Origin of the sequence: Neptuniibacter sp. QD48_11 (assembly GCF_047778095.1) — a bacterium.
GTDB lineage: Bacteria > Pseudomonadota > Gammaproteobacteria > Pseudomonadales > Balneatricaceae > Neptuniibacter.
In genome coordinates, this window is record NZ_CP180551.1 from 2,799,710 (window position 1) to 2,826,698 (window position 26,989).

Genomic DNA, 26,989 nt, shown 5'->3' on the forward strand with positions numbered 1-26,989 from the left:
TTTTCACCTAACTTGATAAGAATTGACATCAATTCTATTTTTTAGATTTTTTCTCTTCCTGCGCCTTTGCATACTCTTCGTCTAACTTACCATATTGGCGCTGATATGCTTCTGGGTCCGAACGCCATAATCGGTAAAGTTTACGATCATTCGCTGCCATGGGCGGTGGGTTTTCGCGGGATCGGCGAATCGCATTCAAGGTAACAGGAATAAAAGCAAACAGTACTAATAATCCCACCAGCAGATATTTAAGTAGTTCATCACTCATCAGTGATTCCTCTAATATACAAAAAAAGCCGCACGAGCGGCTTTTTTATAAACTCAGTGGCTAGACCTTATGATAGATCTCAGCGCCTGTTTCTTTAAATTCAGCTGATTTCTCCTGCATCCCTTGATCAGCTTTCGCATTAATTGCTGCTACTTCCTCATCATCCAGCTCACGAACCTCTTGCGAGATTTTCATAGAACAGAATTTAGGTCCGCACATAGAACAGAAATGCGCTACTTTCGCAGACTCTTTAGGCAGAGTTTCATCATGGTAAGCACGCGCCGTATCTGGGTCCAAGCCAATGTTGAACTGGTCTTCCCAACGGAATTCGAAGCGAGCTTTAGACATCGCATTATCACGAATCTGAGCACCTGGATGACCTTTCGCTAAATCGGCAGCATGAGCAGCAATCTTATATGTGATGATTCCTTCTTTTACATCAGCCTTGTTAGGTAGACCCAGATGCTCTTTAGGCGTCACATAACATAGCATGGCACAGCCGTACCAACCGATCATCGCAGCACCAATACCTGATGTAATGTGGTCGTAACCCGGTGCAATATCGGTCGTCAATGGACCCAGCGTGTAGAAAGGCGCTTCGTGACATTCTTTCAACTGCTTATCCATGTTCTCTTTGATCATATGCATAGGTACGTGACCTGGGCCTTCGATCATTACCTGAACATCATACTCCCAAGCGATCTTAGTAAGTTCGCCTAAGGTTTCTAGCTCTGCAAATTGCGCTTCATCGTTCGCATCATAAACAGAACCTGGACGCAGGCCATCTCCCAAAGAGAAAGATACATCGTATGCCTGACAGATTTCACAGATCTCACGGAAGTGCGTGTACAGGAAGTTTTCTTCGTGATGCGCCAAGCACCACTTCGCCATGATAGAGCCACCGCGAGATACGATACCAGTCATACGCTTAGCAGTCATAGGTACATAGCGTAGTAGTACACCCGCATGGATCGTGAAGTAATCCACACCCTGCTCAGCTTGCTCAATAAGCGTATCTTTAAAAACTTCCCAATTTAGGTCTTCAGCTACGCCATTAACTTTTTCAAGAGCCTGATAGATTGGTACCGTACCAATTGGGACTGGCGAGTTACGCATGATCCACTCACGTGTTTCATGAATATTCTTACCTGTGGACAGATCCATGATGGTATCTGCACCCCAACGTGTGCCCCAGGTCATTTTCTCTACCTCTTCTTCGATAGAAGAAGTTACAGCAGAGTTACCAATGTTACCGTTGATTTTAACCAAGAAGTTACGACCGATAATCATCGGCTCAACTTCAGGGTGGTTAATATTGGCAGGGATAATCGCACGGCCTTCAGCAACTTCCTGACGTACGAATTCAGGCGTAATCTCTTCTGGAAGGTTTGCACCAAAATTAAAACCTGGATGCTGTTCTGCAACCACATTACCTTCCGCTTTTGCTTTCGCTAGCTTCATGTTTTCGCGAATAGCAATATATTCCATTTCAGGAGTAATAATACCTTTACGAGCATAATGCAACTGCGTCACATTTTTACCCGCTTGAGCGCGGCGCGGCTTACGCGTTAGCTCAAAACGCAACTCATCAAGGCGCAGGTCAGCTTCACGAACACGACCATATTCAGAAGTCAGCTTGTCCAACTGCTCAGTATCTTCACGCTCTAGAATCCAAGCCTCACGAACAGGCTGTAAACCTTTACGTACATCGATAGCTACTTCTGGATCAGTGTATGGACCTGATGTGTCGTAAACATAAAGTGGATCATTCTTCTCACCACCAAAACCTGTTGGCGTGTCATCTAAACTAATTTCGCGCATTGGAACACGAATATCAGGTCTAGAACCTTCAACATAAACTTTGCGCGATTTAGGAAACGGCTGTACAGAATCTGTATCCACCTTAGCCGTCTGGCTCAATGCCTGATTTTGCTCTGAATTATTATCTACCATCGTTCAACCTGTTCTTATATTGCTTTCATCAGCGTCGATACAACTACGACCAATACGCATGAAAATGATTAACTGGGCCATGACCTGCACCCACGTTCAGTTTGTCCGCCCCTCGCAAAGCAGATGTAATATAGTCTTTAGCCAGTTTTACCGCCGTTGCAGGCGACTCCCCTTTGGCTAGGTAAGCGGTAATAGCCGCTGCCAATGTGCACCCTGTACCATGGGTGTTGTTCGTATTTACCCTAGGACTAAGGAACTCGATGAACTCCTGCCCATCATAGTAAATGTCCGGGCACTCTTTACCCTGCAAATGTCCGCCTTTCAACAGCACCTGCTTAGCGCCTAATCCCAGCAATTCAGCAGCCATGTCAGCCATACCCGTGCGATCTTTAGGTTCGGATTGGCCAAGCATTGCAGCTGCTTCAGGCAAATTAGGCGTGATAATGTCCGCTATCGGAATCAAATGTTTTACTAAGCTATCAATACCATCATCGCTCAGAAGTTTGCTGCCACTAGTCGATACCATAACGGGATCAATAACCAGCGGAACATTTTTACTTTTCAAGAACGACGCAACAGTCAAAACCATATCGGAATTACCCAACATCCCCGTTTTAACCGCATTGATTTCAATATCATCAAATACAGCATCTAACTGCTGTAATAAAAAATCAGCCGAAACAGGGTAGACACTTTTAACTGACTGAGTATTTTGTGCAGTTAAAACGGTAATAGCGGATGTGCCGTAAGCCCCTATTGCTGAGAAGGTTTTTAAATCTGCTTGAATACCTGCACCACCACCGGAATCAGACCCAGCAATAGTAAGCACATTAGGGATTGCGGAAGAAATATTAGCCATCATAACCCCTTATAGCAGGAGCTACATGAACCAAATTTAAAATACATAAATACATAGAAATGAAATCTCGATTTCCTACGCCGGAACAAACCGGATCAGGTTCAACGGGTTTACTCTCAGCCCCAAAGGGCACCCCGACCAAGACAAAATCCAAGTTTAAAGACTCACCTGTATTCTGTCCAGAAAAGCACCTGAAACTCCTTCATCTAGACAAAAATCAGATAAAAAAATATACAAATAAGAAAAATTAGGAATTTTTCTTATTTTTTTTAGCGTATATACGTTCATAATGAGTTACATGGATCTCCTGTTCATGGAAAGAATACAAGGAAGGCCTCGATAAGCGGAACGGATGGCATTGATGCCCTAGGACAAAGACCGCAAGGATTATGGAAGCCATAGAAAAGGGCGCCTCATTGGAAGAGGCGCCCTTTTCGTATCTACCCTACACAAAACAAGCATCTTACCCATCAAATACAGAATTCTTTAAATTAAGAATTTTTCTTATTTCTTTTCCCGTATTTCCAGCCATACTTGATGACATGGATCTCCTGTTCACGGAAAGAATACAAGGAAGGCCTCGATAAGCGGAACGGATGGCATTGAAGCCCTAGGACAAAGACCGCAAGGATTATGGAAGCCATAGAAAAGGGCGCCTCAATGGATGAGGCGCCCTTTTTGTTTATATACACTTCTCCACTTCCCCTACAATTCCCACTATTCGGGAATTATTCCCTGAATTTTCGGGATGACAGAAATTAAGAATAATTCTTATTTTTTTTTACGTATTTCCAGCCATAATTAGCTTCATGGATCTCCTGTTCACGGACTGAATATAAAGGACGGCCTCGATAAGCGGAAAGGATGGCATGACGCCCTAGGACAAAGACCGCAAGGATTATGGAGCCAAAGAAAAGGGCGCCTCATGGATGAGGCGCCCTTTTTGTTTATATTGTGATCATTCCTGCGGGCATATTGCCCGAGTTAGACCTTACAAATGAAATTAAGAATTTTTCTTATTTCCTTTCCAGTGGCAGAAGGCATAATTAGAAACGTGGATCTCCTGTTCATGGAACGAATACAAAGGACGGCCTCGATAAGCGGAAAGGATGGCATTGATGCCCTAGGACAAAGACCGCAAGGATTATGGAAGCCAGCAAGGGGGTTGCTTCACGGAAGGAGCAACCCCTTACTTTTTCCCTACAAATATTCCCGCTCTCTTTACTAAAAACCTTATGCCGTTACGTAAGTAGGCTGCGCCAACCACGTTTCTTCAATAAGATTCTCAATAGATACATTACAACCTGCTTTAATCCATTTAGCTAATGGAGTCGCAACATCAGGAATGTAGAAAGGTTCTGCTTGTGGCGATTCAAGCCAAGCTCCTATCTTTTGACAGTCTAAAGCGTCTACGACTCTACCTAAACCAAGGATTTCCAATATCTCAGCATTGGATTCTTGCTCAGCCTGACCTTTTTGCGGCAAGGTCATTATCTTTTTTCCATATTGCAAAGCTTCACTTAACAAGCCAAAACCGGAATTACAAATCACCCCTTCACAATCAGATAGGTCTTGCTGAAACCCCATTCGCGAAAAAGGCCTGACATGGCAGTTTCCTTGATCCAAGGGCTGATCAACTGAAGAATAGATAAAGAAGTGGGCATGACTGTATTGTTTAAAGGCAGGCATCATAGACTCAAGATCATCATGAGGCAGGTAGACCACCACTTTCTTCTCGGTAAGGATTGGACTAAACAAAGGCTTTTGAATTAATGGTGGGCAGATATCTTGATCGAAACGATCCCAATGCAAACCAATAGGAATATTAGCTGGCGCAAATGACTTTACCTGAGCCTTGAGTAAAGGCCCTGATTTTTTATCGGGCAAATCATGCAGAAAAGCATATTGATGAGCAATACCAACACTCTTAACGCCTTTCAATTTCGCCGCCCACGCAGTTACCGGTTCGAAATCAGTAATCACAAGGTCATATCCCGTAAGGTCGAGCGCCTTAATATCTCTTAGCAGTTGAAAAACATTGTTTTTCGTAAATGTTTTCCAATGATCGACCTTACTACCCTGCATATAAAAGGTTAAGCCCCTTCGGCATTGGTAATCACCAAAGGGTTCCATATTGAAAAGCTTCTCAGGTTCTCGGCCACTAAACAGATAATCAACTTTGATGCCTTCCTTCTCTAATGCCGGAGCCATCACCCGTGCACGAGTGATATGACCATTCCCTGTAGCTTGTACACCATAAAGAATACGCATCAGCTCAGACCATCAAGGACAAGAAAGGAATTAGCGAAATCGCAGCAGCTGCAGAGCTTAAGCCCAGTACTGCACCAGCTAGAATATCTGTTGGATAGTGCACACCAAGAAGAACCCGAGACATACCTATAGCGACAGCTAAAACATAGGATACAACCGCAAATTCAGGATAAAAATGTGCGACAAGCGCAGCAAATACAAACGCAGCAGCAGAATGACCAGATGGGAAGCTAAATTTATCAGACGGAACTATATAAGCTTCAAACGGCAACGAATCACAAGGCCGATCACGCTTTATAGTATTTTTAAGAATAAGGTAGAGCGGCAGTTCAATGGCATAAGCAAATAGCCCCACCAACAAAAACAAAAGACCAAACTGCTGCTCAAAAAGAGCAAGGGCAAAGCCAATGAATAGGTATAAAACACCATCACCTAATCGAGAAACTTGCCGACTTACCGAAGCAATTTGAGCTGCTTTAGGAAGGCCCAAACACCAATTAAAGGTGAGTAAATCAAACGCTGTTACTAGTCGAATAGCACTCATTGTCAGTATCTCCCAATACTTTCATCATGCTTTCAGATGATGGAAGTACTAGGTGACAGCGAAATGAACACTTTTTGACAGTTCAATTACAAAACTGCAGCAGCCATCTCTTTAGAAAACTCCTGCTCGAACCATTGCGCGGCCATAGTCACAACTAGATCAGGTTGCAATAAAGGCACCATATGACCTTGGCGTTTCATTACCAACAACTCCATAGGTTGCTCACAATAATTCATCAAGCGCTGAGAATAGCTCACGGGTAAAACTTCATCTTTATCTCCATGCAAAATAGCAGCAGAGAAACGGTGTACTCTATTCACAATGTTGCAGCGATGGTTAAACAGACTAGACAACGTTTTGAGTGGGTAATCAAAAACAATTAATGGATCATTATTAATTGCGGCACCTGCAGGATGCCCCTTTAACAACTGCTCAAAATCAACGAAAGATTTTAATGGCACTTTATACCCTGGCAGCATTAAGGACGATGCCCATGTCCAGTTCCAACCCATTCGATAAGTAACATCGGGAGCTAAATCAGGTACCAATAACGTCCCGCAAAGGACTGTAGATAGGCGCTCATCCTTTTCAGCTGCAGCAACAGCAAGCAATGCACCTATTGAATAACCGTAAACACCAAATGGGCCTTTAAAGCGCTGCTGCAATACATCTAAAACGTCCGATACAGCATCACACATCTGATCTACAGTGTAATGCCCCCTAGACCCGCCTGAATAACCATGCCCTAGAGGATCAACACCAATAACATTAAAGCCTTGCAGAGATAACTTACACAGTAACTCTGCATAGAGTTCACAGTAGGTACCAATTCCCGGTAGAAAAATAATCGTTGGCGCATCGGGAGCGTACTCGTACAACTCACAATGAACAGCATTTGCACCAACACAAAAGGCTGTACGGTGTTTTAAAAACTGCTCTAAATTCAGCTTGTCACGCAGATCAACACGTAAACTACAACCTTCTTGGGACAAAATAGGCGGTCTGATTTGAACACTCATAATCAACTCAACTTATCGCTGGCAGTGTTTACAAAACACTGTGGAGCGCTGCCCCAAGCGTACTTCTGTTAATGGAGCCATACACTGTACACAAGGCTCCCCTTTTCGACCGTAAACATTGAGCTTTTGCTTAAAGTATCCCGGCTTACCATCACCGCCAACAAAATCTTTCAGCGTAGTACCACCTTGCTCAATTGCAGCAGCCAACACTTTTTTAATATTCTCAACTAAACACGCTAAGAGTTCATAAGAAATATTACCTGCTGCTCGCCTCGGATCGATACCTGATAGAAAGAGCGCTTCGGTGGCATAGATATTTCCAACCCCAACCACAACTTTACTATCCATAATCACTTGTTTGATAGCCGCTTTACGTCCAGCGCAGATCGCATGGAGATGCTTAGCATCAAATTGCTCACTAAGAGGTTCTGGGCCTAACTTATATAGCAGTTCATGGTGTTCATTAAGCGATTGCCATAATACTGAGCCAAAGCGACGCGGATCCGTTAACCGTAAAGCTTTACCATTCCCAAAACAGAAATCCACATGATCATGTTTAAGAACAGGCTCATCCTGCTCAACAATTCTTAAGCTACCTGACATCCCCAAATGCACCATCACTTCACCGGTAGATATTTTAAGAAGAATGTATTTTCCGCGGCGACCAACAGACTCGATCACCTGCCCTTCTATCTCGTCCGCTAAAAAATCAGGAATCGGCCAACGGAGGTTCGGATTTCGAATCAGCAAACGGGTTACTTTTTGCTGATTAATATGAGGGCTAATGCCTCGACAGGTCGTTTCTACTTCTGGCAATTCAGGCATGAATTTCAACTGTGATACAACATTGAAAGCTTAGACTAACATAAAATCAATGAATTAAGGGCTTATCTCAATGCCGACGTTAGTCAAGCTATGCTACATTCTAGGTCTAATTTAGTAAGGTGATTTGTACTCAATGGATTTTATCTGGATCTTATTTGCATTCGTCTGCGGTTACACACTGCGATTGATTGAGATGCCCCCTCTTATAGGGTACCTATTTGCAGGCTTCTTCCTGCATTTTATTGGTGTTGAACCAGTAGATAGTTTACAAACCTTGGCTGACCTAGGTATCACTTTGATGCTTTTTACCATCGGCCTTAAATTAAATGTAAAAGATCTATTAAAAACCGAAGTATGGGCCAGCACCCTGTCTCATATGACCCTCTGGACTCTTTTAGCCGGCTCCGCTTTTTTATTGCTCGCCAGCCTATCCATTCCGTACTTTTCAGATCTAGATCTTAAATCTGCCGCATTGATCGGTTTCGCCCTTAGCTTCAGCAGTACCGTATGTATCGTGAAGCTCTTAGAAGAAAGCGGTGAAATGAAAACCCGACATGGTCAACTCGCTATTGGCGTTTTGGTTATGCAAGATATTGTTGCCGTTCTGTTCCTTGTCGCAGCCACGGGGAAGATTCCATCGATATGGGCCCTAGGCCTGTTCGGCTTGGTCTTCGTTCGACCTCTGCTGAATCATTTACTAATGCGAGCAGGTCATGGTGAATTGTTGCCTTTGGCCGGCTTTTTCCTAGCACTAGGTGGTTATGAACTCTTCAGCCTAGTAGGCGTAAAAGGTGATTTAGGTGCGCTTGTCTTCGGCATGCTACTGAGCACTCACCCTAAAGCGAGCGAATTAACTAAATCTCTTTTAAGCTTTAAAGATTTATTCCTGATTGGTTTCTTCCTATCCATTGGATTCACGGCTTTACCTGACTGGTCAATGCTAGGCATGGCAGCGATCCTTGCGGTTCTAATTCCATTAAAATACATCATGTTCTTTGGAATTTTCACCCGCTTGAATCTTCGCGGACGAACCTCTTATCTATGTGCCTTAGCACTGAGTAACTTCAGTGAATTCGGATTAATTGTTGCTTATCTTTGTGTAGATAGCGGCTGGCTAAGTAAAGAGTGGTTGGTCATTCTAGCTCTTGCTGTTTCACTATCATTTATCCTAACCAGTGTAGTCTACCGTTCTGCGCATTCCTTTTATTTACGCCATAAAGAGAAGATTAAAAGTTACGAATCAAACACACCACTTCCAAGCGATATCTTTGTTCAGCCGAAAGACTCTGAAATATTGGTGATTGGACTTGGCCGTGTCGGCAAAGGCGCGTTCAACGCCCTACATAGTATTGTTGGGGACAATGTATGGGGGATGGATGCAGACCGTAGCCGTATTCAGAAATTTCAACAGAAAGGGCTTCACGTCTTCTATGGCGATGGTGAGGATGCAGACCTTTGGTGCAAAATGGACGTCAAAAACATCAAGCTAGTCTTATTAGCATTACCATCAATTGAAGACAGTCTGAACATTGCAGAACAGCTACATAGCGCCAACTATCCAGGAGAAATAGCAGCGATTGCTCGTTTCCCAGATGAACATAAACAGCTGGTAGACGGTGGCATTCATACGGTATTTAACTTCTACACAGAAGCAGGCTTCGGTTTCGCTGAAGAGAGTTTACAGTTAATCAACCACCCTAAGGCAGCCGCAGATTAATCTGCGGTTGCTAAACCGCAGACAATAAAAAACCCAGCCTAGGCTGGGTTTTTTATGAGAAGAAAATCAATTACTTGATTTTAGCTTCTTTGTACTCAACGTGCTTACGTACTACTGGATCGTACTTTTTGAACACCATCTTTTCAGGAGTGTTACGCTTGTTCTTGTCAGTAGTGTAGAAGTGACCTGTGCCAGCAGAAGAAACTAGCTTGATCTTTTCGCGTGCGCCTTTAGCCATGATTCAGCTCCTTAAACTTTGATGCCGTTAGCACGAACTTCAGCTAGAACTGCGTCGATGCCTTTTTTGTCGATGATACGCATACCTTTAGAGGAAACACGTAGACGTACGAATTTGTTTTCGCTTTCTACCCAGAAACGGTGCCAGTGCAGGTTTGGAAGAAAACGACGGCGTGTTTTACGCTGTGAGTGGGAAACATTGTTTCCTGTAACTGGACGCTTACCAGTTACCATGCAAACTTTAGACATATTATAAAGCCTTTAAAATTAAGGGTTACGAATCTATCCTTTATTCTCTTTTTTTATTGAAACGGCGTAAGGAAAAGCCTCTGTACTCTCCAGAGTCCAAACCGTTTCTCAGGCGGAGCGTCCCGTAACTAGACAAGATACCGTACCGGAGTATGGATAGAAGGCCGCGAATTATACACAAGAGCATACACATTCACCAGCACTTAATAACTTTTATAATAATCCCCGCTCAGCAAACGAAACAATCTCAAGATCCCCGACAATCATATGATCTAAAACCCTAACTTCGATCATCTCCAATGCGTTTTTAAGTCGTTCGGTTATATGCTGATCAGCCATACTGGGCTCAGCAACACCCGATGGGTGATTATGAGCAAGGATAACCGCCGCAGCATTGTGCTCCAATGCTTTTGCGACGACCTCGCGGGGATACACTGCCGCTGCGTTAATCGTGCCAAAAAATAGCGGTTCATATTTAAGTACGCGGTGTTTGTTATCCAGAAAGAGACAGGCAAACACCTCTCTTTGATGATGGCGCAATTGCGAAGCCAGATAGTTTTTAACCTGCTCCGGCCTCTCCATCGCATTGCCTTTTTCAATAGAGGCTTGAAGATGCCTGCGACTCATTTCCAATACGGCCTGCAATTGAACAAATTTTGCAGAACCTAAACCATGCGCAGCACAAAATGCTTTTTGATCACTTTCAAGAAGTGCTCGCAAAGAACCAAATGTAGTTAATAGATCACGGGCCAGATCAACCGCACTTTTACCTTTTACTCCTGTACGTAAAAAAATAGCTAAGAGTTCGGCATCTGACAGCGCAGCCGCGCCTTGAAGTAAAAGTTTTTCCCGTGGCCGCTCGGCTTCTGGCCAATGCGAAATAGACATAAGAGGTCTCCATTTTATCTCTTCTCTATTTACCTCATACGGAGCACAGGCATTCAAACCTTGAGAAGAGTCATCATCCTTGATGAATTGCTTTAATTTAAGCCATACAATCTACGAAACTTTACTCGGAAATGGTATGGTATCGATCCTTTTCATTTCAGCGTCATTTATATTTAGGACGCTACAAACGCAAAGATTACAGTAGTTAGCCAGTATGCAGAGACTTACTAACAAACAAATTATTCTTGGAATCACCGGCGGTATTGCAGCTTATAAAAGCGCAGAGTTAACTCGAATCCTCAAAGGAGCCGGTGCTGAAGTTCGGGTTGTAATGACAGCCTCTGCAACCGAGTTTATTACCCCTCTGACTTTACAAGCGCTCTCAGGCAATCCCGTCCACCAGCATCTTCTGGATGCCGAAGCAGAAGCGGGCATGGGGCATATTGAATTAGCTAAATGGGCTGATTTGATCCTGATTGCGCCAGCAAGTGCTAACTTTATGGCTCGCTTAGCCTCAGGCCAAGGCGATGATCTACTAACAACGATCTGCCTAGCGACAGATGCACCCATCTGCTTAGCCCCTGCAATGAATCAAGCGATGTGGCGTGACGAAGGCACACAAAAGAACGCAGCAACGCTGAAATCTCGAGGCTTAAAGCTGTTTGGACCAGGTGTAGGAGAGCAAGCCTGCGGCGATACCGGCCCAGGCCGTATGCTAGAACCGACAGAAATAGCAGAATTAACAGCAGCCCAATTTGACCGGGGTAGCCTGACAGGTAAAACCGTCTTTATTACAGCAGGTCCTACACGTGAACCATTAGACCCTGTGCGATATATATCCAACCATAGCTCAGGAAAAATGGGCTACGCACTTGCAGAAGCTGCAATGGAAGCCGGCGCCAAAGTTAAATTGATCAGTGGCCCTGTAAATCTGCCTGCACCAGCTCGCATTGGCAGAACATCAGTAGAAAGCGCCGAAGAGATGCTTAACGCCTCTTTGGAAGATATTGCACTTTGCGACATTTTCATAGCGGCAGCAGCAGTAGCGGACTACCGCCCTACAGCTATAGCTGAGCACAAAATAAAGAAAGGCTCAGAAGAGATCATGGAACTTCATCTGGTTAAAAACCCAGATATTGTTGCCACTGTAGCGAATAGTTCACCAAAACCATTTACGGTAGGTTTTGCTGCTGAGACACGTGATGTTATCAGTTACGCTAAAAGCAAACTTGAGCGTAAAAACCTAGATCTCATTATCGCAAATGATGTTTCTCGCTCAGATATTGGTTTTAACAGCGACGAAAATGCGGTTACGGTTATTTCAGCGACAACAACTGAAACCTTACCCCAAGCGTCTAAGCGTCAGTTAGCTACCAAGCTGATCGAAAAGATCGCAGCTCAGTATCATGGAAGTGCCGTAACGGAAAAAGAGATCGAAACTGCATAACTTAATTTTGGATTTCAAACTTTGTGAATATTAAAGGATTAACATGCGTTACCCTCTAAACTCTATAGACCACGCAATTTTCCGTGCTTACGATGTCCGAGGCATTGTCGGTTCCGCTTTAACAGATGATACGGTCTACCACCTAGGCAGAGCTTTTGCTGCCGAAGCAAAATCACAAGGTGTTGAAAACGTTAATGTTGCAGCCGATGGCCGCTTATCCAGCCCGCACCTTAAACAACTATTTAGTGAAGGTTTAATGGATGGTGGCTGCCAAGTTATAGATACAGGCTATGTACCAACCCCTACCCTTTATTACGCAGCACATCAGGATAGTCAATGCACCGGCGTAATGATCACTGGTAGTCACAACCCTGCTGATTACAACGGTTTTAAGATGATGATCGACGGCCACACATTGTCTGGCGATGAGATCCAAGCTCTTAAAACACGTATTATTGAGCAAAACTACTCAGAAGGTGAAGGCTCTAAACGCGATTTAGATATCCGTGAAAGCTACCTTGAGCGCATCCTTTCGGATATCAAACTAGATAAAAAGCTAAAAGTTGTTGTCGATTGCGGTAACGGCATTCCAGCTGAGCTAGCGCCTAAGTTAATTGAACAACTAGGCTGTGAGATTATCCCGCTTTACTGTGAAGTCGATGGCACTTTCCCTAACCACCACCCAGACCCGGGCAAACCGAAAAATCTGATCGATGCTATCGCGAAGGTAAAAGAAACGGGTGCGGATTTAGGCCTAGCATTTGACGGTGATGGCGATCGCGTAGGCGTAATCACTAACGAAGGTAATATCGTATATCCAGATCGCATCATGATGCTATTTTCCGAAGAGATCCTTAAGCGTAATCCAGGCGCAGAAATCATCTTCGACGTAAAATGCTCACGCCTACTCGCCAAAGTGATTACCGAAGCAGGCGGTAAAGCAACCATGTGGCGTACAGGCCACTCTTTGATCAAACAAAAAATCAAAGAAACCGGCGCACTGCTTGGCGGCGAAATGAGTGGTCATATCTTCTTTAAAGAGCGTTGGTACGGTTTTGACGATGCGCTATACAGTGCAGCACGTCTGCTTGAAATTTTAGCAAATACAGATCAAACCGTTGAAGAGCTATTCGCTCAATACCCTGAAGATGTAAGCACACCAGAGCTAAACATCACGGTTACCGACGAAAATAAATTCGATATCGTCGCAGCCCTTCAGGAAAAATACTTTGAAGGCGGTACTGCCAACCATATTGATGGTGTACGCGTCGACTACCCTGATGGCTGGGGCTTAGTTCGCGCATCCAATACAACACCTGTGCTTGTTCTTCGTTTTGAAGCAGAAACAAACAATGCATTAATGCGCATCCGAAACGATTTCGAGCAAAAACTTCATGAAGTGGATAGCAGTCTCGTTATCCCACACGAATAAAGCCCAAACGGCAGGAGTGCACCGATTAAATCGGTGCACTGATATAATAATTTTAAGGAAAGACTATGCCTCTAACACGTAAAGATGCCATGACTACCGCTCATGTATTGAGCGAGGCTATGCCATATATTCAGCGCTTTGTCGGCAAAACCATTGTCATCAAATATGGCGGTAACGCCATGATTGATGAAAAGCTGCAAAACAGCTTTGCCCGTGACATTGTGATGATGAAGCTGATTGGTATTAACCCAATTGTTGTACACGGAGGCGGCCCGCAGATCGGACAACTATTAGAAGATCTGAAAATCGAATCACACTTTATCAACGGTATGCGCGTAACCGATTCCAAAACCATGGATGTTGCTGAAATGGTATTGGGCGGCACGGTTAACAAGCAGATCGTAGGTCTGATCAATAATAATGGCGGCCAAGCTATCGGCTTAACAGGTAAAGATGGTCAGCTTCTACGTGCTAAAAAACTACGTGTTGAGCACAAGACTCCTGAAATGGAAGCACCGGAAATCGTAGATATCGGTCACGTAGGCGAGGTAGAAAGCGTTAACGTTAAAGTCTTAGATATGCTGGTTAACTCCGACATCATTCCAGTGATTGCACCTATTGGTGTGGGTGCAGACGGCGCATCTTACAACATCAATGCAGACTTAGTTGCCGGTAAAGTTGCTGAAGTACTACAAGCAGAAAAACTGATTCTATTGACCAACATTGAAGGTCTAATGGATAAAGACGGTAATATCCTAACTGGCCTAACAACCAAACAAGTAGATGATCTAATCGAAGATGGCACTATCTACGGCGGGATGCTACCTAAAATCGGTTGTGCATTAAGCGCAGTAAAAAGCGGCGTAAACAGCGCTCATATTATTGATGGCCGTGTAGAGCACTCCTGCATGCTGGAAATCTTTACCGATGAAGGTGTTGGTACTCTGATCACCAACCGCGGATAAGGACGAACCATGAGCGAAACAGTCAAAGTATCCCGCCGCGAGCAAATCTTACAAAGCCTAGCTCGCATGCTGGAAAACCCAGGGCAAAAAATTACGACCGCGGCCCTCGCTAAGGAAGTAGGTGTATCAGAAGCTGCGCTTTATCGCCACTTCCCAAGTAAAGCACGCATGTTTGAAGGCCTAATCGGCTTTATCGAAGATACAGTGTTTAGTCGCGTTACTGCGATAACTCAAGTTGAACCGAGCGCAATCAAACAATGCGAGCAAGTACTTACTTTGCTACTAGCATTCGTTGAACGTAATCCAGGTATGGCCCGACTACTTACAGGTGATGCCCTTACCGGCGAAACTGATCGCCTAAGACAGCGTATCAATCAGTTCTTCGAACGCTTAGAAACACAGATCAAACAGATCTTGCGCGAAGCCGAAGTCAAAGAGGGCTTACGTACAGAAACAACAGCGGGAGCAACTGCCAACTTGATGCTTGCGTGTTGCGAAGGTCGTATTCGTCAATTCGTAAGAACAGAGTTCCGAAGAACGCCGACAGAGCAGTGGAGCGAGCAATGGCCGCGAATTGCTGCCGGCGCTTTCCGTCCAGCCTAATTGACGTTTGGCACAATGACTCTTTAAGGGGAAGCTAGCTTCCCCTTTTTTATTCCTACAGGGCCACCAGCACAACTATGGATCAACTTATTGAACACGGCGGATTGTTTGTTCTCTCATTTTTCGCCAATGCCTTATCAGCAATGGCCGGAGGCGGAGCAGGCTTACTGCAACTCCCCGTACTGCTATTCCTTGGCTTAAGTTTCAATACAGCACTTGCCACCCATAAAATCGCCAGCGTAGCACTAGGTATAGGTGCAACCATTAGGCATCTGCGCGAAGGCAAACTGGACTATAAATTCTGTGGATTTATATTGCTATGCGGCCTGCCCGGCGTGGTTATCGGGGCTGATATCATCATCGATATCCCCGAAGGTTGGACAATACTCAGTTTAGGCCTGTTAACGACTGGATTAGGCATCTATTCCTTCCGCAAGAAGGCGCTTGGACTTACCGCGGACCCACGTAACAGAGATCGGTTAGGGCTTATCATTGGGGGCGGTGTACTGTTCGTTATTGGTGCCTTAAACGGCTCTTTGACTTCAGGCACTGGCTTATTTGTAACACTCTGGCTCGTTCGCTGGTTCGGTCTAGACTACAAAACGGCCGTCACCTATGTCTTGATTCTGGTAGGATTGTTCTGGAACTCCACCGGCGCTATTACCGTAGCACTGCAAGTCGACCCTCGCTGGGAATGGTTACCTGCACTGCTGATCGGCGCCACGATCGGCTCGTACACAGGTGCACACTTAGCCATTACTCAAGGCAATCAGCTGATAAAAAGAGCATTCGAAACGCTCACAGTTCTGGTAGGAATAAAACTGACGGGGGATGGGATCGGAATATTAATGGCTATCTAAAGCCTTAATGTTTAATCGCTACCGGTAAAGCCTGGCAGTGCCCTTCACTACGATCGCAAGGCTCCACTTTCGGTTGAGCCATTAGCAACTGAGTACGAGATCGAATATTAAGCAACTCAGACGCCGACACTAAACGAATGCCAAGCTGCTCAAGAATAGGCAGCGCTTCAGATAAATACTCAACAGTTGCCGGATAAGGGTGCCCTATTACAACAGCATGCCCCTGAGTCACAGCTAAACTTAAAGCTTGTTTGAACTGGTTGTGGATATAATTCCAATTCTGCTTATTATCTAAAAAAACATCCCTAACTAGATAGGGAATCTGGTGCTCATGCGCCACCTTCCAAGCCACACTACGGCCTGTCGTCACACTATCGATAAAGAAGATATTACGCTGCTTTGCCACAACCATAATCTCTTTCATCTTTTGACGGTTTTCAGTCAAAAGGCTCCCCATATGATTGTTCATTCCAACCACATGGGGAATCGAATCCAGACTATTATGCAATACCTGCTGAATCTCTTGTCTAGACAACTGCTCAGTTAACGCGCCAGGCCCTAGACGAAGTCCCGCTTTATTTTGCATTGGCGCATGCAATATAACCTCTTTTCCCTGCTTGTATGCGATTTCCGCCAAATCATAGGAGTGTGGCGTGTGAGGCAGAAATGCATAGGTAATCGCACCAGGAAGGTTAATAGCAGCCAAGCCTTTTTTACGGTTATCACCAATATCATCAATAACAATTGCCATCACCGGCTGGTTATCTGTGAATACTGGGTCGGCATAGCTAGGGCTAACTAAAGCACCTAGAGTAATGACCGCTGAGCAAATCCGTCTAAAAAGTAGCATATCACTTACGCACAATCGCCAAAGCTTTTAGCAAGTTTAAAGCTTCGTATAGCTGATAATCTCTCGCTGCAAGGTTATCTTTTTTCGCTTCTTCTGCAGCCTTTTTCTCACCATTTTCAAGATGGCCACTTAGATCTTTTTCTTTCAAATATTCAGGGCCGCCTTCGCGTAGGGTTAACTCAGCATCATTAACCTCGATATCTGGTTTGATGCCTTGCGCCTGAATAGAACGACCATTAGGGGTGTAGTATCTAGCCGTAGTAATTTTCAGTGCACGCTCTTTTGTTAAAGGCAGAACCGTTTGAACCGAACCCTTACCAAAACTATCGACTCCCATAATAACTGCACGTTCTTGATCTTGAAGCGCGCCTGCGACGATCTCTGAAGCCGATGCCGAACCTCCATTGATCAAGACAACAAGTGGAAGCTCTGGCAGTAAAGTATCGCTAGTCGCGCTAAAGCGCTGTTCAGATTCAGCTAAACGACCTTTGGTATATACGATCAATCCATCCTTTAAGAAGGTATCGCTGATATCCACAGCGGCCTGTAACACACCACCCGGGTTATTACGCAGATCCAACACCACACCTTTCAGCTCATTTTTCATCAAACGCTTAAGGTGTTTGTTAACTTCTTTGCCTGAATCCACTTGGAATTGGGATACACGCAAGTAGCCGAAACCCTCATCCAACATGCGACTCTTAACACTCGCTACTTGAATAATGTCTCGTACCACTTCAATTTCTAACGGCTTTTCTTCGCCTTCACGCACAATCGTTAGAATGAGCTTACTGCCAGGCTTACCACGCATCAGCTCTACAGCTTCGCTCAGCGGCATGCCTTGTACCGGTGTATCATCCAGCTTAGTAATCAAGTCTCCCGCTTTAACCCCGGCACGCTGAGCGGGCGTATCATCAATTGGTGTGATAACACGAATAAAGCCATCTTCGGAGCCTACTTCGATGCCTAAACCACCAAATTCACCACTGGTATTGGCTTGCAGACTCTCAAACTCATCGGGTTCTAAATACGCAGAATGAGGATCTAACCCTGCAATCATGCCTCGCAGAGCATCTTCAAGCAGACGTGCATCATCCACAGGCTCAACATAAGAGGATTTAATACGCTGGAACACTTCGGTGAATAATCGAAGTTCATCTAGAGGTAATACTTTTTCTTCTGTAACAGCAGGTGTATCTGCAGGCTTCGGATCAGCTGCGTGAAGTGGGAAAGAGACAAGCGAAATAACAACCATACCAAGCAAGGTACGTTTGAACCCGCCCGAACATAAAACTGACTTCATAATTTCTTCCCTAATAATGTTAGCGCTTCAACCAGCTTTTTGGATTGCTCGGCTTACCTTTATAACGAACCGCAAAATAAAGACCTGTTTGAGTACGGCCCCCACTCTGCCCTGCCGTTGCGATAGTATCACCCGCGGCTACCCAGTCGCCTGTTTCTAATAACAAGCTTTGATTATAACCATACAAACTCAGATAACCGGAGCCATGATCAATAATCAATACTAAACCATAACCTCTAAGCCAATCTGAAAATACTACTCGCCCATGATGAACCGCTTTTACAGGCTGAGCTTCTGACGCCTGAATCCAGATTCCATCATAGCGGATATTATTTCTGACAGTACCATAATTCTGCTTTACCTTACCTTTTAACGGCCAAGACAGCTTACCTTTTAATTGTTTAAAGGTTTTATCGTCTTTAACAAGAGTGGCGAAGTTTAAACTTTTCTCAATTTCAGTCAGCACCGCACGCAAACGCTTTTGGTCCAGCTTGAGCTGTTTAAGTTTCTTTTTGTCTGTGGAGAGGGCTTTTGTTAGCCGAGCAAGGGTATCTTTTCGCTTCGCTTGAGAGGCCCTCAGAGCAGTGACCTCTTTACGTAATTCTTCGCGCTTGAGGACCATTTTTTGCTCGGTATCGGTTAACTCTAATTCAGTTCCGGAAAGATCCGCCAGTTTGGTTTTGAAAAGAATTAGGTCCTGGCGCAACTCTTCATTTACGAAGTCATAATAGCGAATAGCTCGATCTAAAGTTTCAGGATCTCGCTGAGTAAGCAGTAGCTGTAGGCGCGCTTGGTTGCCCATTTTATATTGCTGGGCTATCTGTTTAGCGATTAGTTCAGAACGTTTCTTAAGCTCGACTTTTAAAGCATCTCGCTTCTTTTCAAGGGAATCAGCGTGAGAGCCAAGACCACTCAATTGCTTATCCAGTGATTGGATCTGACGGGCTAACTTGCCAATTTTGACTTCACTGTCACGGAGTTCTTTACTCAATTCACGAGATTCGCCCTCTTGCGAACGCATGTTTTTTTGCAAGGAAGCTATACGTGAATTGAGCTGCTTTATCTGCTTTTCAGTTAATGCTTGTTTGTCCTCTGCTAGCACCACAGATGACGCAAGCAAGCTAAACAGTATGAAAATAAAGGCAGGTAAAGATCGCACCATAATTTTTCTGCACAAAATAAAAAGGGATAAACGAGTTATCCCTTTTTAAAGCCTCTTTAGAAGGATGCTAAAGATCTGCCTGTCATTTCAGCAGGCACTTCAATGTCCATCAAGGACAGCAGGGTTGGTGCTAAATCACACAGCGCACCGTCTTCTAGCTTGATATTTTCTGCACGTGGGCCATCGTAAATCAACGCCACTGGCCAGATTGTGTGAGATGTATGAGGCTGGCCTGTTTCTGGGTTAACCATCAACTCAACATTGCCGTGATCAGCTGTGATCAATGCTTCACCACCGACTTCTCGTAGCGCTTCTAGAACCTGCTTAACGCTATCATCAACAACTTCACAAGCTTTAACAGCCGCATCAAATTTACCGGTATGGCCGACCATATCACCGTTCGCATAGTTACAAACGATCAGGTCATATTTACCACTCCTAATCGCTCCAACTAACTTTTCAGTCACTTCCGGCGCACTCATTTCAGGCTGCAAGTCATAAGTAGCAACATCTGGAGAAGGAACCAAAATACGATCTTCACCTTCGTATACCTCTTCCTGACCGCCATTGAAGAAGAAAGTCACATGAGCATATTTTTCAGTTTCAGCGATACGTAATTGGGTTTTGCCCAAACCAGATAGGTATTCACCTAGATCATTTCGAATAGCTTGCGGAGGATAAGCGCAGGCAGCATCAATATCAGACGCATACTGAGTCATCATTACATATGCAGCTAGCTCTGGAGCTTTTTCACGTGTAAAACCGTCAAAGCTGCTACCTTCAGTAAATGCGCGAGTAATTTCACGAGCACGGTCAGGACGGAAGTTGGCACAGATTAGCGCATCACCGTCAGTTACTAGACCTTTCGCTTCGCCAGAAGCATCCGTAATTACGGTTGCTTGAACAAATTCGTCGTTCTCATCACGTGCATAAGCTTCATTCAGCGCTTGAATAGCAGATTCAGCTTTGCAAGGCGCTTGACCAATAGTCATTGCATCGTAACCGTTCTGCACGCGATCCCAACGGTTATCACGATCCATTGTAAAATAACGGCCCGCGACAGAAGCAATGGAACCCACACCGAGTTCGGCTAACTTCTCTTCCGTACGTTGAATCGACGGTTCTGCAGAGCGTGGCGGCATATCACGACCATCAAGAATGGCATGAACATAAAGCTTTTTCGCACCACGCTTAACAGCCATCTCTAACAGCGCAAAGATATGCTCTTCATGGCTGTGAACGCCACCTGGAGACAACAAGCCCAAAATGTGAACCGCTTTGTCTTGCGAAATGGCGGCATCCATCGCATTCACTAACGTCTCGTTATCGAAGAAGTCACCATCTTCGATCGCTTTGGAGATACGCGTGAAGTTTTGATAAACCGTGCGCCCTGCACCAATGTTCATATGGCCAACTTCTGAGTTACCCATCTGTCCATCCGGCAAGCCAACAGCCATACCTGAAGTTTCGATTCGAGCATTTGGATTATCAGCAAGTAGTGCATCCCAAACTGGGGTATTAGCTGCCTGAATTGCTGAAGATTCTGAACTTTCTACACCGTAACCATCAAGGATGATCAAAGCTTTTGTCGCGCGCGTTTGTGTCATATCTGTAGGATTCTGTTGCAACGGTTATAAAATTGCCGCCAATTTTACTTGGAAAGCCCCTTTAAGGCTAACGATTGAAGGCCCGAAGCAGAATAATTGCCACTAAATAATCATTTTCACCGTATCTTCCCCTTATACCGTCAAAAATCGCGAGGTATACTATTGCTCCTCAATCGTCGATCAACAGTTTTTAATGGTCTTCAAGTAAGGCCTTATTTGGATTAGAAATGGATCAATTTATCGAATTTATCGGCAACCACCCATTCTTGGTTGGTGCTTGGCTTTTAACTCTAGTGATGTTCGTTCTTTATGAACGTAGTAAAGCAGGCAAAGCCGTTACTCCGGCGCAAGCAACAAACCTAATCAACAAAGAAGACGCAATCATCGTTGATATCCGCCCTAAAAAAGAGTGGGCAACAGGTCATATCACCAATGCAAAGCACATCCCTCTTTCTGATTTAGATCGTCGTATGGACGAGCTAACCAAGTACAAACAACGCCCGATTATCGTTGTATGTAATTTAGGTCAGGCAGCGAGTGCTGCTACTCGCAAACTTAAGGCTGAAGGCTTTGAAAATGCAGTGCGCCTATCTGGCGGCATGACCGAATGGAAAGGCCAAAGCCTTCCGATTGTTAAGTAATAATCGCAATGAAAGAAGTTACCATCTATACAACCGCGTGGTGCCCGTTCTGTATCCGAGCAAAAATGCTGTTGGATCATAAGAGCGTTCCTTACACTGAGATTAAAGTCGACGGCGATCCTGAAAAACGTCGTGAGATGACAGAACTCAGCGGAGGCCACACAGTGCCGCAAATTTTTATCGGCGAAACACCTATTGGCGGTTGCGATGATATGTTTGCCCTTGAACGTCAAGGCAAACTCGACACCCTACTTAGTGCAAACTAATTTTTAAAAATAAGGATAAATCATGGCTGAGAACGATCAGAACACAGCGTCCCAAGAAGAACAGCAGGGACCTCAGTTTGCGGTACAACGCGTATACATTAAAGATGCCTCTTTTGAATCTCCAAACGCTCCTGAAATTTTCATGAGCCCTTGGCAGCCAGAAGTTGGCCTAGAGATGAACACTCAAACTGCTCAGCTAGGCGACAACGCTTTTGAAGTAACTCTAACGCTAACGGTTACTGTTAAAAACGAAGACAAAACCGCATTCCTAGTTGAACTGCAACAAGCAGGTATTTTCTCTATCGCAGGTCTAGGTGAGCAAGAGATGCACCACACACTAGGTGCATTCTGCCCAAGCATCCTATTCCCATATGCACGTGAAGCAATTGACGCAATGGTTGTTAAAGCTAGCTTCCCAGCACTAATGCTTGCGCCAGTAAACTTTGATGCACTATATGCTCAGCAGATGGCTCAAGCTCAGCAAGAAGCAGCACAAGGCGAAGCTCAGCACTAAGCTATACGCTATCGCATAAAAAAACGGAGCTTTGCGCTCCGTTTTTTTTTGTTTTTGAATCTATTTATTTGGATGATTCAGATGCAGCTAACTCACTGCGGTTACGTTTCGATTTATACTTCAACCAACCGACCAAGTCTGTCCACATCTTATCAATATCCTTTTTCGGCGGCATGATTCCAGCGTATGGAAGCTCAATGGTCACCACAGGTATATTCTTAACAAACCAGCCATAGTTGCCTAAAGAACCCGGGTATGTCCCTAACTGACGTAGGTGCAACGGTCCAAGTTTACGCGGCGGTTGAATACCACCGTCAAAGTCCAAAATTCCGTGCGGTGCATGTACAGAGACAATCACCGTCGGCTTGTATTCATCAATCAAATTGTGGATAACACGACTTTCAGGCTCACTTAAAGGCGCGTGCCCAGGGAAATAACGCAAACGCTTTTTCGCACTTTTTTGCCAATGAGCTAAAGGCTCAGGAAATTCTGGCGCTGGGGTAAAGTTTCGATTCAGATCAACCTTATTAGCATTCACTCGGCTAGATTTACGCTGCAATAGACCATCCGGATTCACAACCGGCAAGAAATACCAATCGTAAGCACCACTATGATGTTTACGTAAGGTATTCAGCCATTTAAAGGTTACGCTAACACTGGAGTACTCATCACCATGGATACCACCTATAAATAGCACCCTTGGCGCATCTTTATTCTCTTCTGAAGCCTGAAAGTGCGCCTCTAAAATTGCACGGCCTTGGACTGAATAAAAACGAGGAGGAAGATAAGGATTACTTAAACATTCATTAACCGAAACACTGGCTAGTTTTTTACCAACCTGTTTACAGACACTCGTCACCTCTTCCGGATGACTCACTCCATGAGTAAAAGAAGAGATCAAAACTAAAAAACTCCCAAGAAAAAGGGAGCTATATTTTTTCCACATATACTTACCGAACAAAGCTTTCAACTGTACACATATTAATCAAAAGCGCATTCTAGCATGATTTTAAGGAAAGGCTTTGCAGTATTTCATCGGCACGACCTAATTCAAGGACTTGCTGCAATGAAGCCGCTGGCAACGGCACAATACTTACAAGCGAGCTTGCTGGAATAAGAAATTGACCTTCACTGCCAGACTCTAATTGATCAGAGATCAGAACTACCGGAAGCTGTTGGTTCTTAAGCGTTTGGATATTTACTTGCTGATCAAGTCGACCTAACAGCCATACTTCACGCTCTCTATAATCGGTGACATGCAGTTTAAAAACCTCGCCCGCCCGCTCGGTTAAATAAGCTTCAATCTTTGTCACAATGAAAGCGTGCTGCATAGAATTACTGACCATCATGTAGTTCCTTTCACTATAGTCGTTATAGCAACATTTAAGTATCTATACGTAGAACCGCTTTTAAAACTAACTATCGATAGCGCCGTCAAACCCCAGTTGACGCCATGCTTCATAAACAACAACAGCGCTAGCATTAGAAAGGTTCATACTACGACTCGCCTCTTTCATCGGCATTCGCAACCACTGTTCGCTAGGGAAACTCTCTCTCACCTCAACCGGCAAACCTCGAGTTTCTGGCCCCAACAACAAAACATCGCCCGCTTGGTAATCAGCTTTGGTGTAGCAAGTTTTACCTTTTGTGGTTAACGCCCAAACCTTTCTAGGTTCTATTTCAGCCAGACAGGTGTCTAAATCAGGGTGAATTTTAACTGCAGCAAACTCATGATAATCCAAACCTGCACGACGTAACCGTTTATCATCAAAGTCAAAGCCCAGAGGCTCAACAAGATGAAGATGGAAACCTGTATTGGCACAAAGCCGAATAATATTGCCTGTATTTGGCGGTATTTCAGGTTCGAATAGGACAACGTGAAGCATAAAAAATCCCCGCAGGTTAAAAGCTGCAGGGATTATATATGAAATCAAAAAACGTGGTTATTACTGAAGAAGAATAACTTAGGCAACTTCCTGATCTTCACCTTTATCTTCATCCATGCCCAACTCTTTGATTTTCCGCGTTAGAGTATTACGTCCCCAACCTAGAAGCTCTGCAGCATCACGTCGACGTCCTGCGGTATGTTTGAGTGCGGTCTCAATCATAATTTTTTCAAAAGCAGGCACTGCGGTGTCTAATAGATTTCGATGACCAAGCCCCAACTGCTGATCAGCCCAATTGCGCAAAGACAGCTCCCAATCTCCTGCTACAGCAGTCTCTGATTCACTACTCTGCATAAGCTCTGGCGGTAAATCATCGATCAACACTTCTCGCCCGGTCGCCATTACCGTCAACCAGCGACAAGTATTTTCCAACTGCCTTACGTTACCCTGCCAAGCCAAATTACACATGTAACTTTCAGTGTCAGTAGCAAGTACTTTTGGCTCCACTTCTAATTCTTCAGCAGCCATGTTGAGGAAATGGCGCGCTAAACGCGGAATATCTTCACGTCGTTCAGCTAACTTGGGTAGATGAACACGAATGACGTTAAGACGATGGAATAAATCTTCGCGGAAGCGACCTTCAGCTACCAACTTTTCTAAATCCTGATGGGTAGCCGCGATAATACGAACATCAACCTTCACAGCGGTATGGCCGCCAACACGATAGAATTCACTATCGGCCAACACCCTCAACAAACGTGTTTGAGCATCAGCAGGCATATCACCAATTTCATCTAGAAAAAGCGTACCGCCATCGGCTTGCTCAAATCGACCACGACGGGCCGCAGCCGCACCCGTAAAGGCACCTTTCTCATGACCAAACAATTCTGATTCAATCAGATCATGAGGGATCGCTGCCATATTCAGAGGAATGAAAGGCCTATCTCTACGCGGGCTATGCTTATGCAGCGCGTGCGCGACAAGCTCTTTACCCGTCCCCGACTCACCATTAATAAGAACCGTGATATTGGATTGAGATAATCGACCAATTGCACGGAAAACTTCCTGCATAGCGGGCGCTTCGCCAATAATCTCTGTACCTTCTTCAGCAGCTTGCTCAGCTACCTGCTCTCGTTGCTCAATCGCATGTGCCAAAGCGCGTTTGGTTAGAGCAACAGCATCATCTACATCAAACGGTTTTGGTAAATACTCAAATGCACCACCCTGATAAGACGCAACTGCAGAGTCTAAATCGGAGTGCGCCGTCATAATAATGATCGGAACTTGTGGATGAGTTTCTTGAATTTTCTCCAGCAACTGCAGTCCATCTGTGCCCGGCATGCGAATATCACTAATAATGGCATCAGGCACTTCACGCTCTAGTTGAGCCAATAAAGCATCTGCACTATCAAAAACTTCGGTTTGAAGCCCTTCTACTGCCATCGCTTTTTCAAGCACCCAACGAATTGAACGATCATCATCGACAATCCAGATTTTACCTGACAGGTTCATGACTTATCTCCAAAGGTATGAATAGTTGAAATTTAGTTTCCCCTGGCTGAGTTTCGCACTCAATCAATCCTTGATGCTGATTGATGATCGATTGCGCAATCGACAAGCCAAGGCCGGTTCCTTCTGCACGCCCGCTTACCATAGGGTAGAAAATCTTACTAAGTATCTCTTCTGGGATACCTGGGCCGTTATCTACAATTTCGACGCTACATACCAAACGGTGTTTTTCAGCGCCCAATGTAATTTGACGGAAAGCCCGTGTTTTAATCTGAATGGTTGGCTCAACAGTTCCTGCACCCTGCATCGCTTGCATACTGTTACGCAGGATATTTAATATCGCTTGGATAAGCTGCTCTGCATCACCTGTAAACTCAGGGATACTAGGATCGTAATCTCGCAATAGGGTTACAGAACCCTTAGTTTCAGCCTCAATAAGCTGGCAAACACGTTCGAGTATGGCGTGGATATTAACGTCTTCAAGCTTAGGTAACTTACGCGGCCCCAACAGACGATCAACCAAGTTCCTTAAGCGGTCAGCCTCTTCAATGATTACTCGGGTATAATCATGTAGCGCAGGATCTGACAGCTCTCGTTCTAGCAATTGTGCGGCACCACGAATTCCACCCAAAGGATTCTTAATTTCATGTGCCATGCCACGGACTAGGGATCTGGCAGTATCATGCTGAGTTAGAAGGTCTTCTTCACGCTCGATTCTCATCAAACGGTCTCTCGCTTCTATCTCAATCAGGAGCTGTCGACCACTCAACCAGAACAAAGGATTAATCGAATAATCCACCGTTAGTACACTGCCACTTTGAGTCACCAATTTAGCTTCACGGCGCGTGTAAGGATGACCCGTCTCAATACAAGCACGCAGGTCTTCAATGCCATGTTCCTCTGGTGAGAACCACTCCGCCACAGACACTTGAGACAAACGACGCAAACTCGCCTCTAACAGCATCTCAGCTGCAGGATTGGCATATTCCACATCAAGGTTGCCATCCAGCAGAACCACCGCTGTAGAAAGGTTTTCTATTATCTGTTTATGAAAATCTATTACTGGCATCGACCTACACTCTTTTACTTAAGTTTACTTGTGCAAAAAGCAAAC

28 protein-coding genes and 1 riboswitch are annotated in these 26,989 nt (G+C 44.7%); of the genes, 9 read left to right on the top strand and 19 right to left on the bottom strand.

Features of this window, described 5'->3' with window-relative positions:
- Positions 1-34: 34 nt before the first annotated feature.
- The 7 genes from ACMXYU_RS13040 to mutM all read right to left on the bottom strand — a co-directional run bounded on the left by ACMXYU_RS13040 (position 35) and on the right by mutM (position 7,739).
- Positions 35-268, bottom strand: coding sequence for a hypothetical protein (locus ACMXYU_RS13040; protein WP_415896839.1), 234 nt, complete (start codon positions 266-268; stop codon positions 35-37).
- A 60-nt stretch (positions 269-328) separates the two neighbouring features.
- On the bottom strand, positions 329-2,221 hold the full coding sequence (gene thiC, locus ACMXYU_RS13045; RefSeq protein ID WP_415885555.1) for a phosphomethylpyrimidine synthase ThiC: 1,893 nt from the start codon (positions 2,219-2,221) through the stop codon (positions 329-331).
- Between the two features lie 43 nt (positions 2,222-2,264).
- Positions 2,265-3,080: a bifunctional hydroxymethylpyrimidine kinase/phosphomethylpyrimidine kinase gene (gene thiD, locus ACMXYU_RS13050; RefSeq protein ID WP_415899022.1), complete on the bottom strand. Its 816-nt coding sequence runs from the start codon at positions 3,078-3,080 to the stop codon at positions 2,265-2,267.
- 55 nt (positions 3,081-3,135) lie between these two features.
- Positions 3,136-3,227, bottom strand: a riboswitch (TPP riboswitch).
- Positions 3,228-4,313: 1,086 nt separating this feature from the next.
- On the bottom strand, positions 4,314-5,351 hold the full coding sequence (locus ACMXYU_RS13055) for an MJ1255/VC2487 family glycosyltransferase (protein ID WP_415899023.1): 1,038 nt from the start codon (positions 5,349-5,351) through the stop codon (positions 4,314-4,316).
- Between the two features lie 4 nt (positions 5,352-5,355).
- Entirely contained in the window at positions 5,356-5,895 is a 540-nt protein-coding gene (locus tag ACMXYU_RS13060) for a phosphatase PAP2 family protein (protein WP_415882179.1), read from the bottom strand.
- Positions 5,896-5,981: 86 nt separating this feature from the next.
- Positions 5,982-6,914 carry an alpha/beta fold hydrolase gene (locus ACMXYU_RS13065; protein WP_415899024.1) on the bottom strand — a complete coding sequence of 311 codons (933 nt, stop codon included), beginning with the start codon at positions 6,912-6,914 and terminating at the stop codon, positions 5,982-5,984.
- A gap of 12 nt (positions 6,915-6,926) precedes the next feature.
- Complete coding sequence (gene mutM / locus ACMXYU_RS13070; protein ID WP_415899025.1) at positions 6,927-7,739, bottom strand: bifunctional DNA-formamidopyrimidine glycosylase/DNA-(apurinic or apyrimidinic site) lyase; 813 nt, start codon at positions 7,737-7,739, stop codon at positions 6,927-6,929.
- A gap of 133 nt (positions 7,740-7,872) precedes the next feature.
- Here mutM and ACMXYU_RS13075 point away from each other — a divergent pair, with 133 nt between their 5' ends.
- A complete protein-coding gene (locus ACMXYU_RS13075) occupies positions 7,873-9,456 on the top strand; it encodes a cation:proton antiporter (RefSeq protein WP_415899026.1) in 1,584 nt (527 codons plus the stop codon).
- 70 nt (positions 9,457-9,526) lie between these two features.
- Here ACMXYU_RS13075 and rpmG read toward each other — a convergent pair whose 3' ends face one another.
- From rpmG to radC, 3 genes are all read right to left on the bottom strand, one after another.
- The gene (rpmG, locus tag ACMXYU_RS13080) at positions 9,527-9,694 is read right to left on the bottom strand and encodes a 50S ribosomal protein L33 (RefSeq protein WP_415885565.1); all 168 of its coding nucleotides are present in this window, start codon (positions 9,692-9,694) and stop codon (positions 9,527-9,529) included.
- Positions 9,695-9,705: 11 nt separating this feature from the next.
- Positions 9,706-9,942 (bottom strand): 50S ribosomal protein L28, encoded by a 237-nt coding sequence (gene rpmB / locus ACMXYU_RS13085; protein ID WP_415885566.1) that lies wholly within the window; start codon positions 9,940-9,942, stop codon positions 9,706-9,708.
- Between the two features lie 213 nt (positions 9,943-10,155).
- Entirely contained in the window at positions 10,156-10,830 is a 675-nt protein-coding gene (gene radC, locus ACMXYU_RS13090; RefSeq protein WP_415899027.1) for a RadC family protein, read from the bottom strand.
- Between the two features lie 214 nt (positions 10,831-11,044).
- Between radC and coaBC the strand changes: the two genes are divergently transcribed.
- The 5 genes from coaBC to ACMXYU_RS13115 all read left to right on the top strand — a co-directional run bounded on the left by coaBC (position 11,045) and on the right by ACMXYU_RS13115 (position 16,137).
- Entirely contained in the window at positions 11,045-12,277 is a 1,233-nt protein-coding gene (coaBC, locus tag ACMXYU_RS13095; RefSeq protein WP_415899028.1) for a bifunctional phosphopantothenoylcysteine decarboxylase/phosphopantothenate--cysteine ligase CoaBC, read from the top strand.
- A 43-nt stretch (positions 12,278-12,320) separates the two neighbouring features.
- On the top strand, positions 12,321-13,709 hold the full coding sequence (locus ACMXYU_RS13100; protein WP_415899029.1) for a phosphomannomutase/phosphoglucomutase: 1,389 nt from the start codon (positions 12,321-12,323) through the stop codon (positions 13,707-13,709).
- A gap of 65 nt (positions 13,710-13,774) precedes the next feature.
- On the top strand, positions 13,775-14,674 hold the full coding sequence (gene argB / locus ACMXYU_RS13105; protein WP_415899030.1) for an acetylglutamate kinase: 900 nt from the start codon (positions 13,775-13,777) through the stop codon (positions 14,672-14,674).
- A 9-nt stretch (positions 14,675-14,683) separates the two neighbouring features.
- Positions 14,684-15,277, top strand: a complete 594-nt coding sequence (gene slmA / locus ACMXYU_RS13110) for a nucleoid occlusion factor SlmA (RefSeq protein WP_415882188.1) — start codon at positions 14,684-14,686, stop codon at positions 15,275-15,277.
- Positions 15,278-15,420: 143 nt separating this feature from the next.
- The gene (locus ACMXYU_RS13115; protein WP_415899031.1) at positions 15,421-16,137 is read left to right on the top strand and encodes a sulfite exporter TauE/SafE family protein; all 717 of its coding nucleotides are present in this window, start codon (positions 15,421-15,423) and stop codon (positions 16,135-16,137) included.
- 4 nt (positions 16,138-16,141) lie between these two features.
- Here the strand turns inward: ACMXYU_RS13115 and ACMXYU_RS13120 are convergent, their stop codons facing one another.
- From ACMXYU_RS13120 to gpmI, 4 genes are all read right to left on the bottom strand, one after another.
- A complete protein-coding gene (locus tag ACMXYU_RS13120) occupies positions 16,142-16,987 on the bottom strand; it encodes a divergent polysaccharide deacetylase family protein (RefSeq protein WP_415899032.1) in 846 nt (281 codons plus the stop codon).
- A 1-nt stretch (position 16,988) separates the two neighbouring features.
- A complete protein-coding gene (locus tag ACMXYU_RS13125; RefSeq protein ID WP_415899033.1) occupies positions 16,989-18,290 on the bottom strand; it encodes a S41 family peptidase in 1,302 nt (433 codons plus the stop codon).
- 19 nt (positions 18,291-18,309) lie between these two features.
- A complete protein-coding gene (locus tag ACMXYU_RS13130; RefSeq protein WP_415899034.1) occupies positions 18,310-19,311 on the bottom strand; it encodes a murein hydrolase activator EnvC family protein in 1,002 nt (333 codons plus the stop codon).
- A gap of 197 nt (positions 19,312-19,508) precedes the next feature.
- Entirely contained in the window at positions 19,509-21,059 is a 1,551-nt protein-coding gene (gene gpmI / locus ACMXYU_RS13135; protein ID WP_415899035.1) for a 2,3-bisphosphoglycerate-independent phosphoglycerate mutase, read from the bottom strand.
- Positions 21,060-21,286: 227 nt separating this feature from the next.
- Between gpmI and ACMXYU_RS13140 the strand changes: the two genes are divergently transcribed.
- From ACMXYU_RS13140 to secB, 3 genes are read left to right on the top strand one after another with little or no spacing between them, the layout of a single operon-like run.
- Positions 21,287-21,700, top strand: coding sequence for a rhodanese-like domain-containing protein (locus tag ACMXYU_RS13140; RefSeq protein WP_415882194.1), 414 nt, complete (start codon positions 21,287-21,289; stop codon positions 21,698-21,700).
- Positions 21,701-21,708: 8 nt separating this feature from the next.
- Entirely contained in the window at positions 21,709-21,966 is a 258-nt protein-coding gene (gene grxC / locus ACMXYU_RS13145; RefSeq protein ID WP_415899036.1) for a glutaredoxin 3, read from the top strand.
- A gap of 22 nt (positions 21,967-21,988) precedes the next feature.
- The gene (gene secB / locus ACMXYU_RS13150; protein WP_415882196.1) at positions 21,989-22,480 is read left to right on the top strand and encodes a protein-export chaperone SecB; all 492 of its coding nucleotides are present in this window, start codon (positions 21,989-21,991) and stop codon (positions 22,478-22,480) included.
- 64 nt (positions 22,481-22,544) lie between these two features.
- On the opposite strand, the gene ACMXYU_RS13155 is transcribed toward secB, so the two are convergent.
- The 5 genes from ACMXYU_RS13155 to glnL form a co-directional block, all read right to left on the bottom strand.
- Complete coding sequence (locus tag ACMXYU_RS13155) at positions 22,545-23,381, bottom strand: M14 family zinc carboxypeptidase (protein ID WP_415899037.1); 837 nt, start codon at positions 23,379-23,381, stop codon at positions 22,545-22,547.
- A 97-nt stretch (positions 23,382-23,478) separates the two neighbouring features.
- Entirely contained in the window at positions 23,479-23,829 is a 351-nt protein-coding gene (locus ACMXYU_RS13160) for a hypothetical protein (RefSeq protein WP_415899038.1), read from the bottom strand.
- A 66-nt stretch (positions 23,830-23,895) separates the two neighbouring features.
- Positions 23,896-24,366: a tRNA (uridine(34)/cytosine(34)/5-carboxymethylaminomethyluridine(34)-2'-O)-methyltransferase TrmL gene (trmL, locus tag ACMXYU_RS13165; RefSeq protein WP_415899039.1), complete on the bottom strand. Its 471-nt coding sequence runs from the start codon at positions 24,364-24,366 to the stop codon at positions 23,896-23,898.
- Between the two features lie 78 nt (positions 24,367-24,444).
- Positions 24,445-25,878: a nitrogen regulation protein NR(I) gene (gene glnG / locus ACMXYU_RS13170; RefSeq protein ID WP_415899040.1), complete on the bottom strand. Its 1,434-nt coding sequence runs from the start codon at positions 25,876-25,878 to the stop codon at positions 24,445-24,447.
- Positions 25,862-26,944 carry a nitrogen regulation protein NR(II) gene (gene glnL, locus ACMXYU_RS13175; RefSeq protein WP_415899041.1) on the bottom strand — a complete coding sequence of 361 codons (1,083 nt, stop codon included), beginning with the start codon at positions 26,942-26,944 and terminating at the stop codon, positions 25,862-25,864. Before glnL ends, glnG begins: the two co-directional genes overlap by 17 nt.
- Positions 26,945-26,989 lie beyond the last annotated feature (45 nt).

Coding starts and splice junctions, on each gene's coding strand:
- ACMXYU_RS13040 (WP_415896839.1), bottom strand. CDS start 268: ATGAGTGATGAACTACTTAAATATCTGCTGGTGGGATTATTAGTACTG.
- thiC (WP_415885555.1), bottom strand. CDS start 2,221: ATGGTAGATAATAATTCAGAGCAAAATCAGGCATTGAGCCAGACGGCT.
- thiD (WP_415899022.1), bottom strand. CDS start 3,080: ATGGCTAATATTTCTTCCGCAATCCCTAATGTGCTTACTATTGCTGGG.
- ACMXYU_RS13055 (WP_415899023.1), bottom strand. CDS start 5,351: ATGCGTATTCTTTATGGTGTACAAGCTACAGGGAATGGTCATATCACT.
- ACMXYU_RS13060 (WP_415882179.1), bottom strand. CDS start 5,895: ATGAGTGCTATTCGACTAGTAACAGCGTTTGATTTACTCACCTTTAAT.
- ACMXYU_RS13065 (WP_415899024.1), bottom strand. CDS start 6,914: ATGAGTGTTCAAATCAGACCGCCTATTTTGTCCCAAGAAGGTTGTAGT.
- mutM (WP_415899025.1), bottom strand. CDS start 7,739: ATGCCTGAATTGCCAGAAGTAGAAACGACCTGTCGAGGCATTAGCCCT.
- ACMXYU_RS13075 (WP_415899026.1), top strand. CDS start 7,873: ATGGATTTTATCTGGATCTTATTTGCATTCGTCTGCGGTTACACACTG.
- rpmG (WP_415885565.1), bottom strand. CDS start 9,694: ATGGCTAAAGGCGCACGCGAAAAGATCAAGCTAGTTTCTTCTGCTGGC.
- rpmB (WP_415885566.1), bottom strand. CDS start 9,942: ATGTCTAAAGTTTGCATGGTAACTGGTAAGCGTCCAGTTACAGGAAAC.
- radC (WP_415899027.1), bottom strand. CDS start 10,830: ATGTCTATTTCGCATTGGCCAGAAGCCGAGCGGCCACGGGAAAAACTT.
- coaBC (WP_415899028.1), top strand. CDS start 11,045: ATGCAGAGACTTACTAACAAACAAATTATTCTTGGAATCACCGGCGGT.
- ACMXYU_RS13100 (WP_415899029.1), top strand. CDS start 12,321: ATGCGTTACCCTCTAAACTCTATAGACCACGCAATTTTCCGTGCTTAC.
- argB (WP_415899030.1), top strand. CDS start 13,775: ATGCCTCTAACACGTAAAGATGCCATGACTACCGCTCATGTATTGAGC.
- slmA (WP_415882188.1), top strand. CDS start 14,684: ATGAGCGAAACAGTCAAAGTATCCCGCCGCGAGCAAATCTTACAAAGC.
- ACMXYU_RS13115 (WP_415899031.1), top strand. CDS start 15,421: ATGGCCGGAGGCGGAGCAGGCTTACTGCAACTCCCCGTACTGCTATTC.
- ACMXYU_RS13120 (WP_415899032.1), bottom strand. CDS start 16,987: ATGCTACTTTTTAGACGGATTTGCTCAGCGGTCATTACTCTAGGTGCT.
- ACMXYU_RS13125 (WP_415899033.1), bottom strand. CDS start 18,290: ATGAAGTCAGTTTTATGTTCGGGCGGGTTCAAACGTACCTTGCTTGGT.
- ACMXYU_RS13130 (WP_415899034.1), bottom strand. CDS start 19,311: ATGCGTTCGCAAGAGGGCGAATCTCGTGAATTGAGTAAAGAACTCCGT.
- gpmI (WP_415899035.1), bottom strand. CDS start 21,059: ATGACACAAACGCGCGCGACAAAAGCTTTGATCATCCTTGATGGTTAC.
- ACMXYU_RS13140 (WP_415882194.1), top strand. CDS start 21,287: ATGGATCAATTTATCGAATTTATCGGCAACCACCCATTCTTGGTTGGT.
- grxC (WP_415899036.1), top strand. CDS start 21,709: ATGAAAGAAGTTACCATCTATACAACCGCGTGGTGCCCGTTCTGTATC.
- secB (WP_415882196.1), top strand. CDS start 21,989: ATGGCTGAGAACGATCAGAACACAGCGTCCCAAGAAGAACAGCAGGGA.
- ACMXYU_RS13160 (WP_415899038.1), bottom strand. CDS start 23,829: ATGATGGTCAGTAATTCTATGCAGCACGCTTTCATTGTGACAAAGATT.
- trmL (WP_415899039.1), bottom strand. CDS start 24,366: ATGCTTCACGTTGTCCTATTCGAACCTGAAATACCGCCAAATACAGGC.
- glnG (WP_415899040.1), bottom strand. CDS start 25,878: ATGAACCTGTCAGGTAAAATCTGGATTGTCGATGATGATCGTTCAATT.
- glnL (WP_415899041.1), bottom strand. CDS start 26,944: ATGCCAGTAATAGATTTTCATAAACAGATAATAGAAAACCTTTCTACA.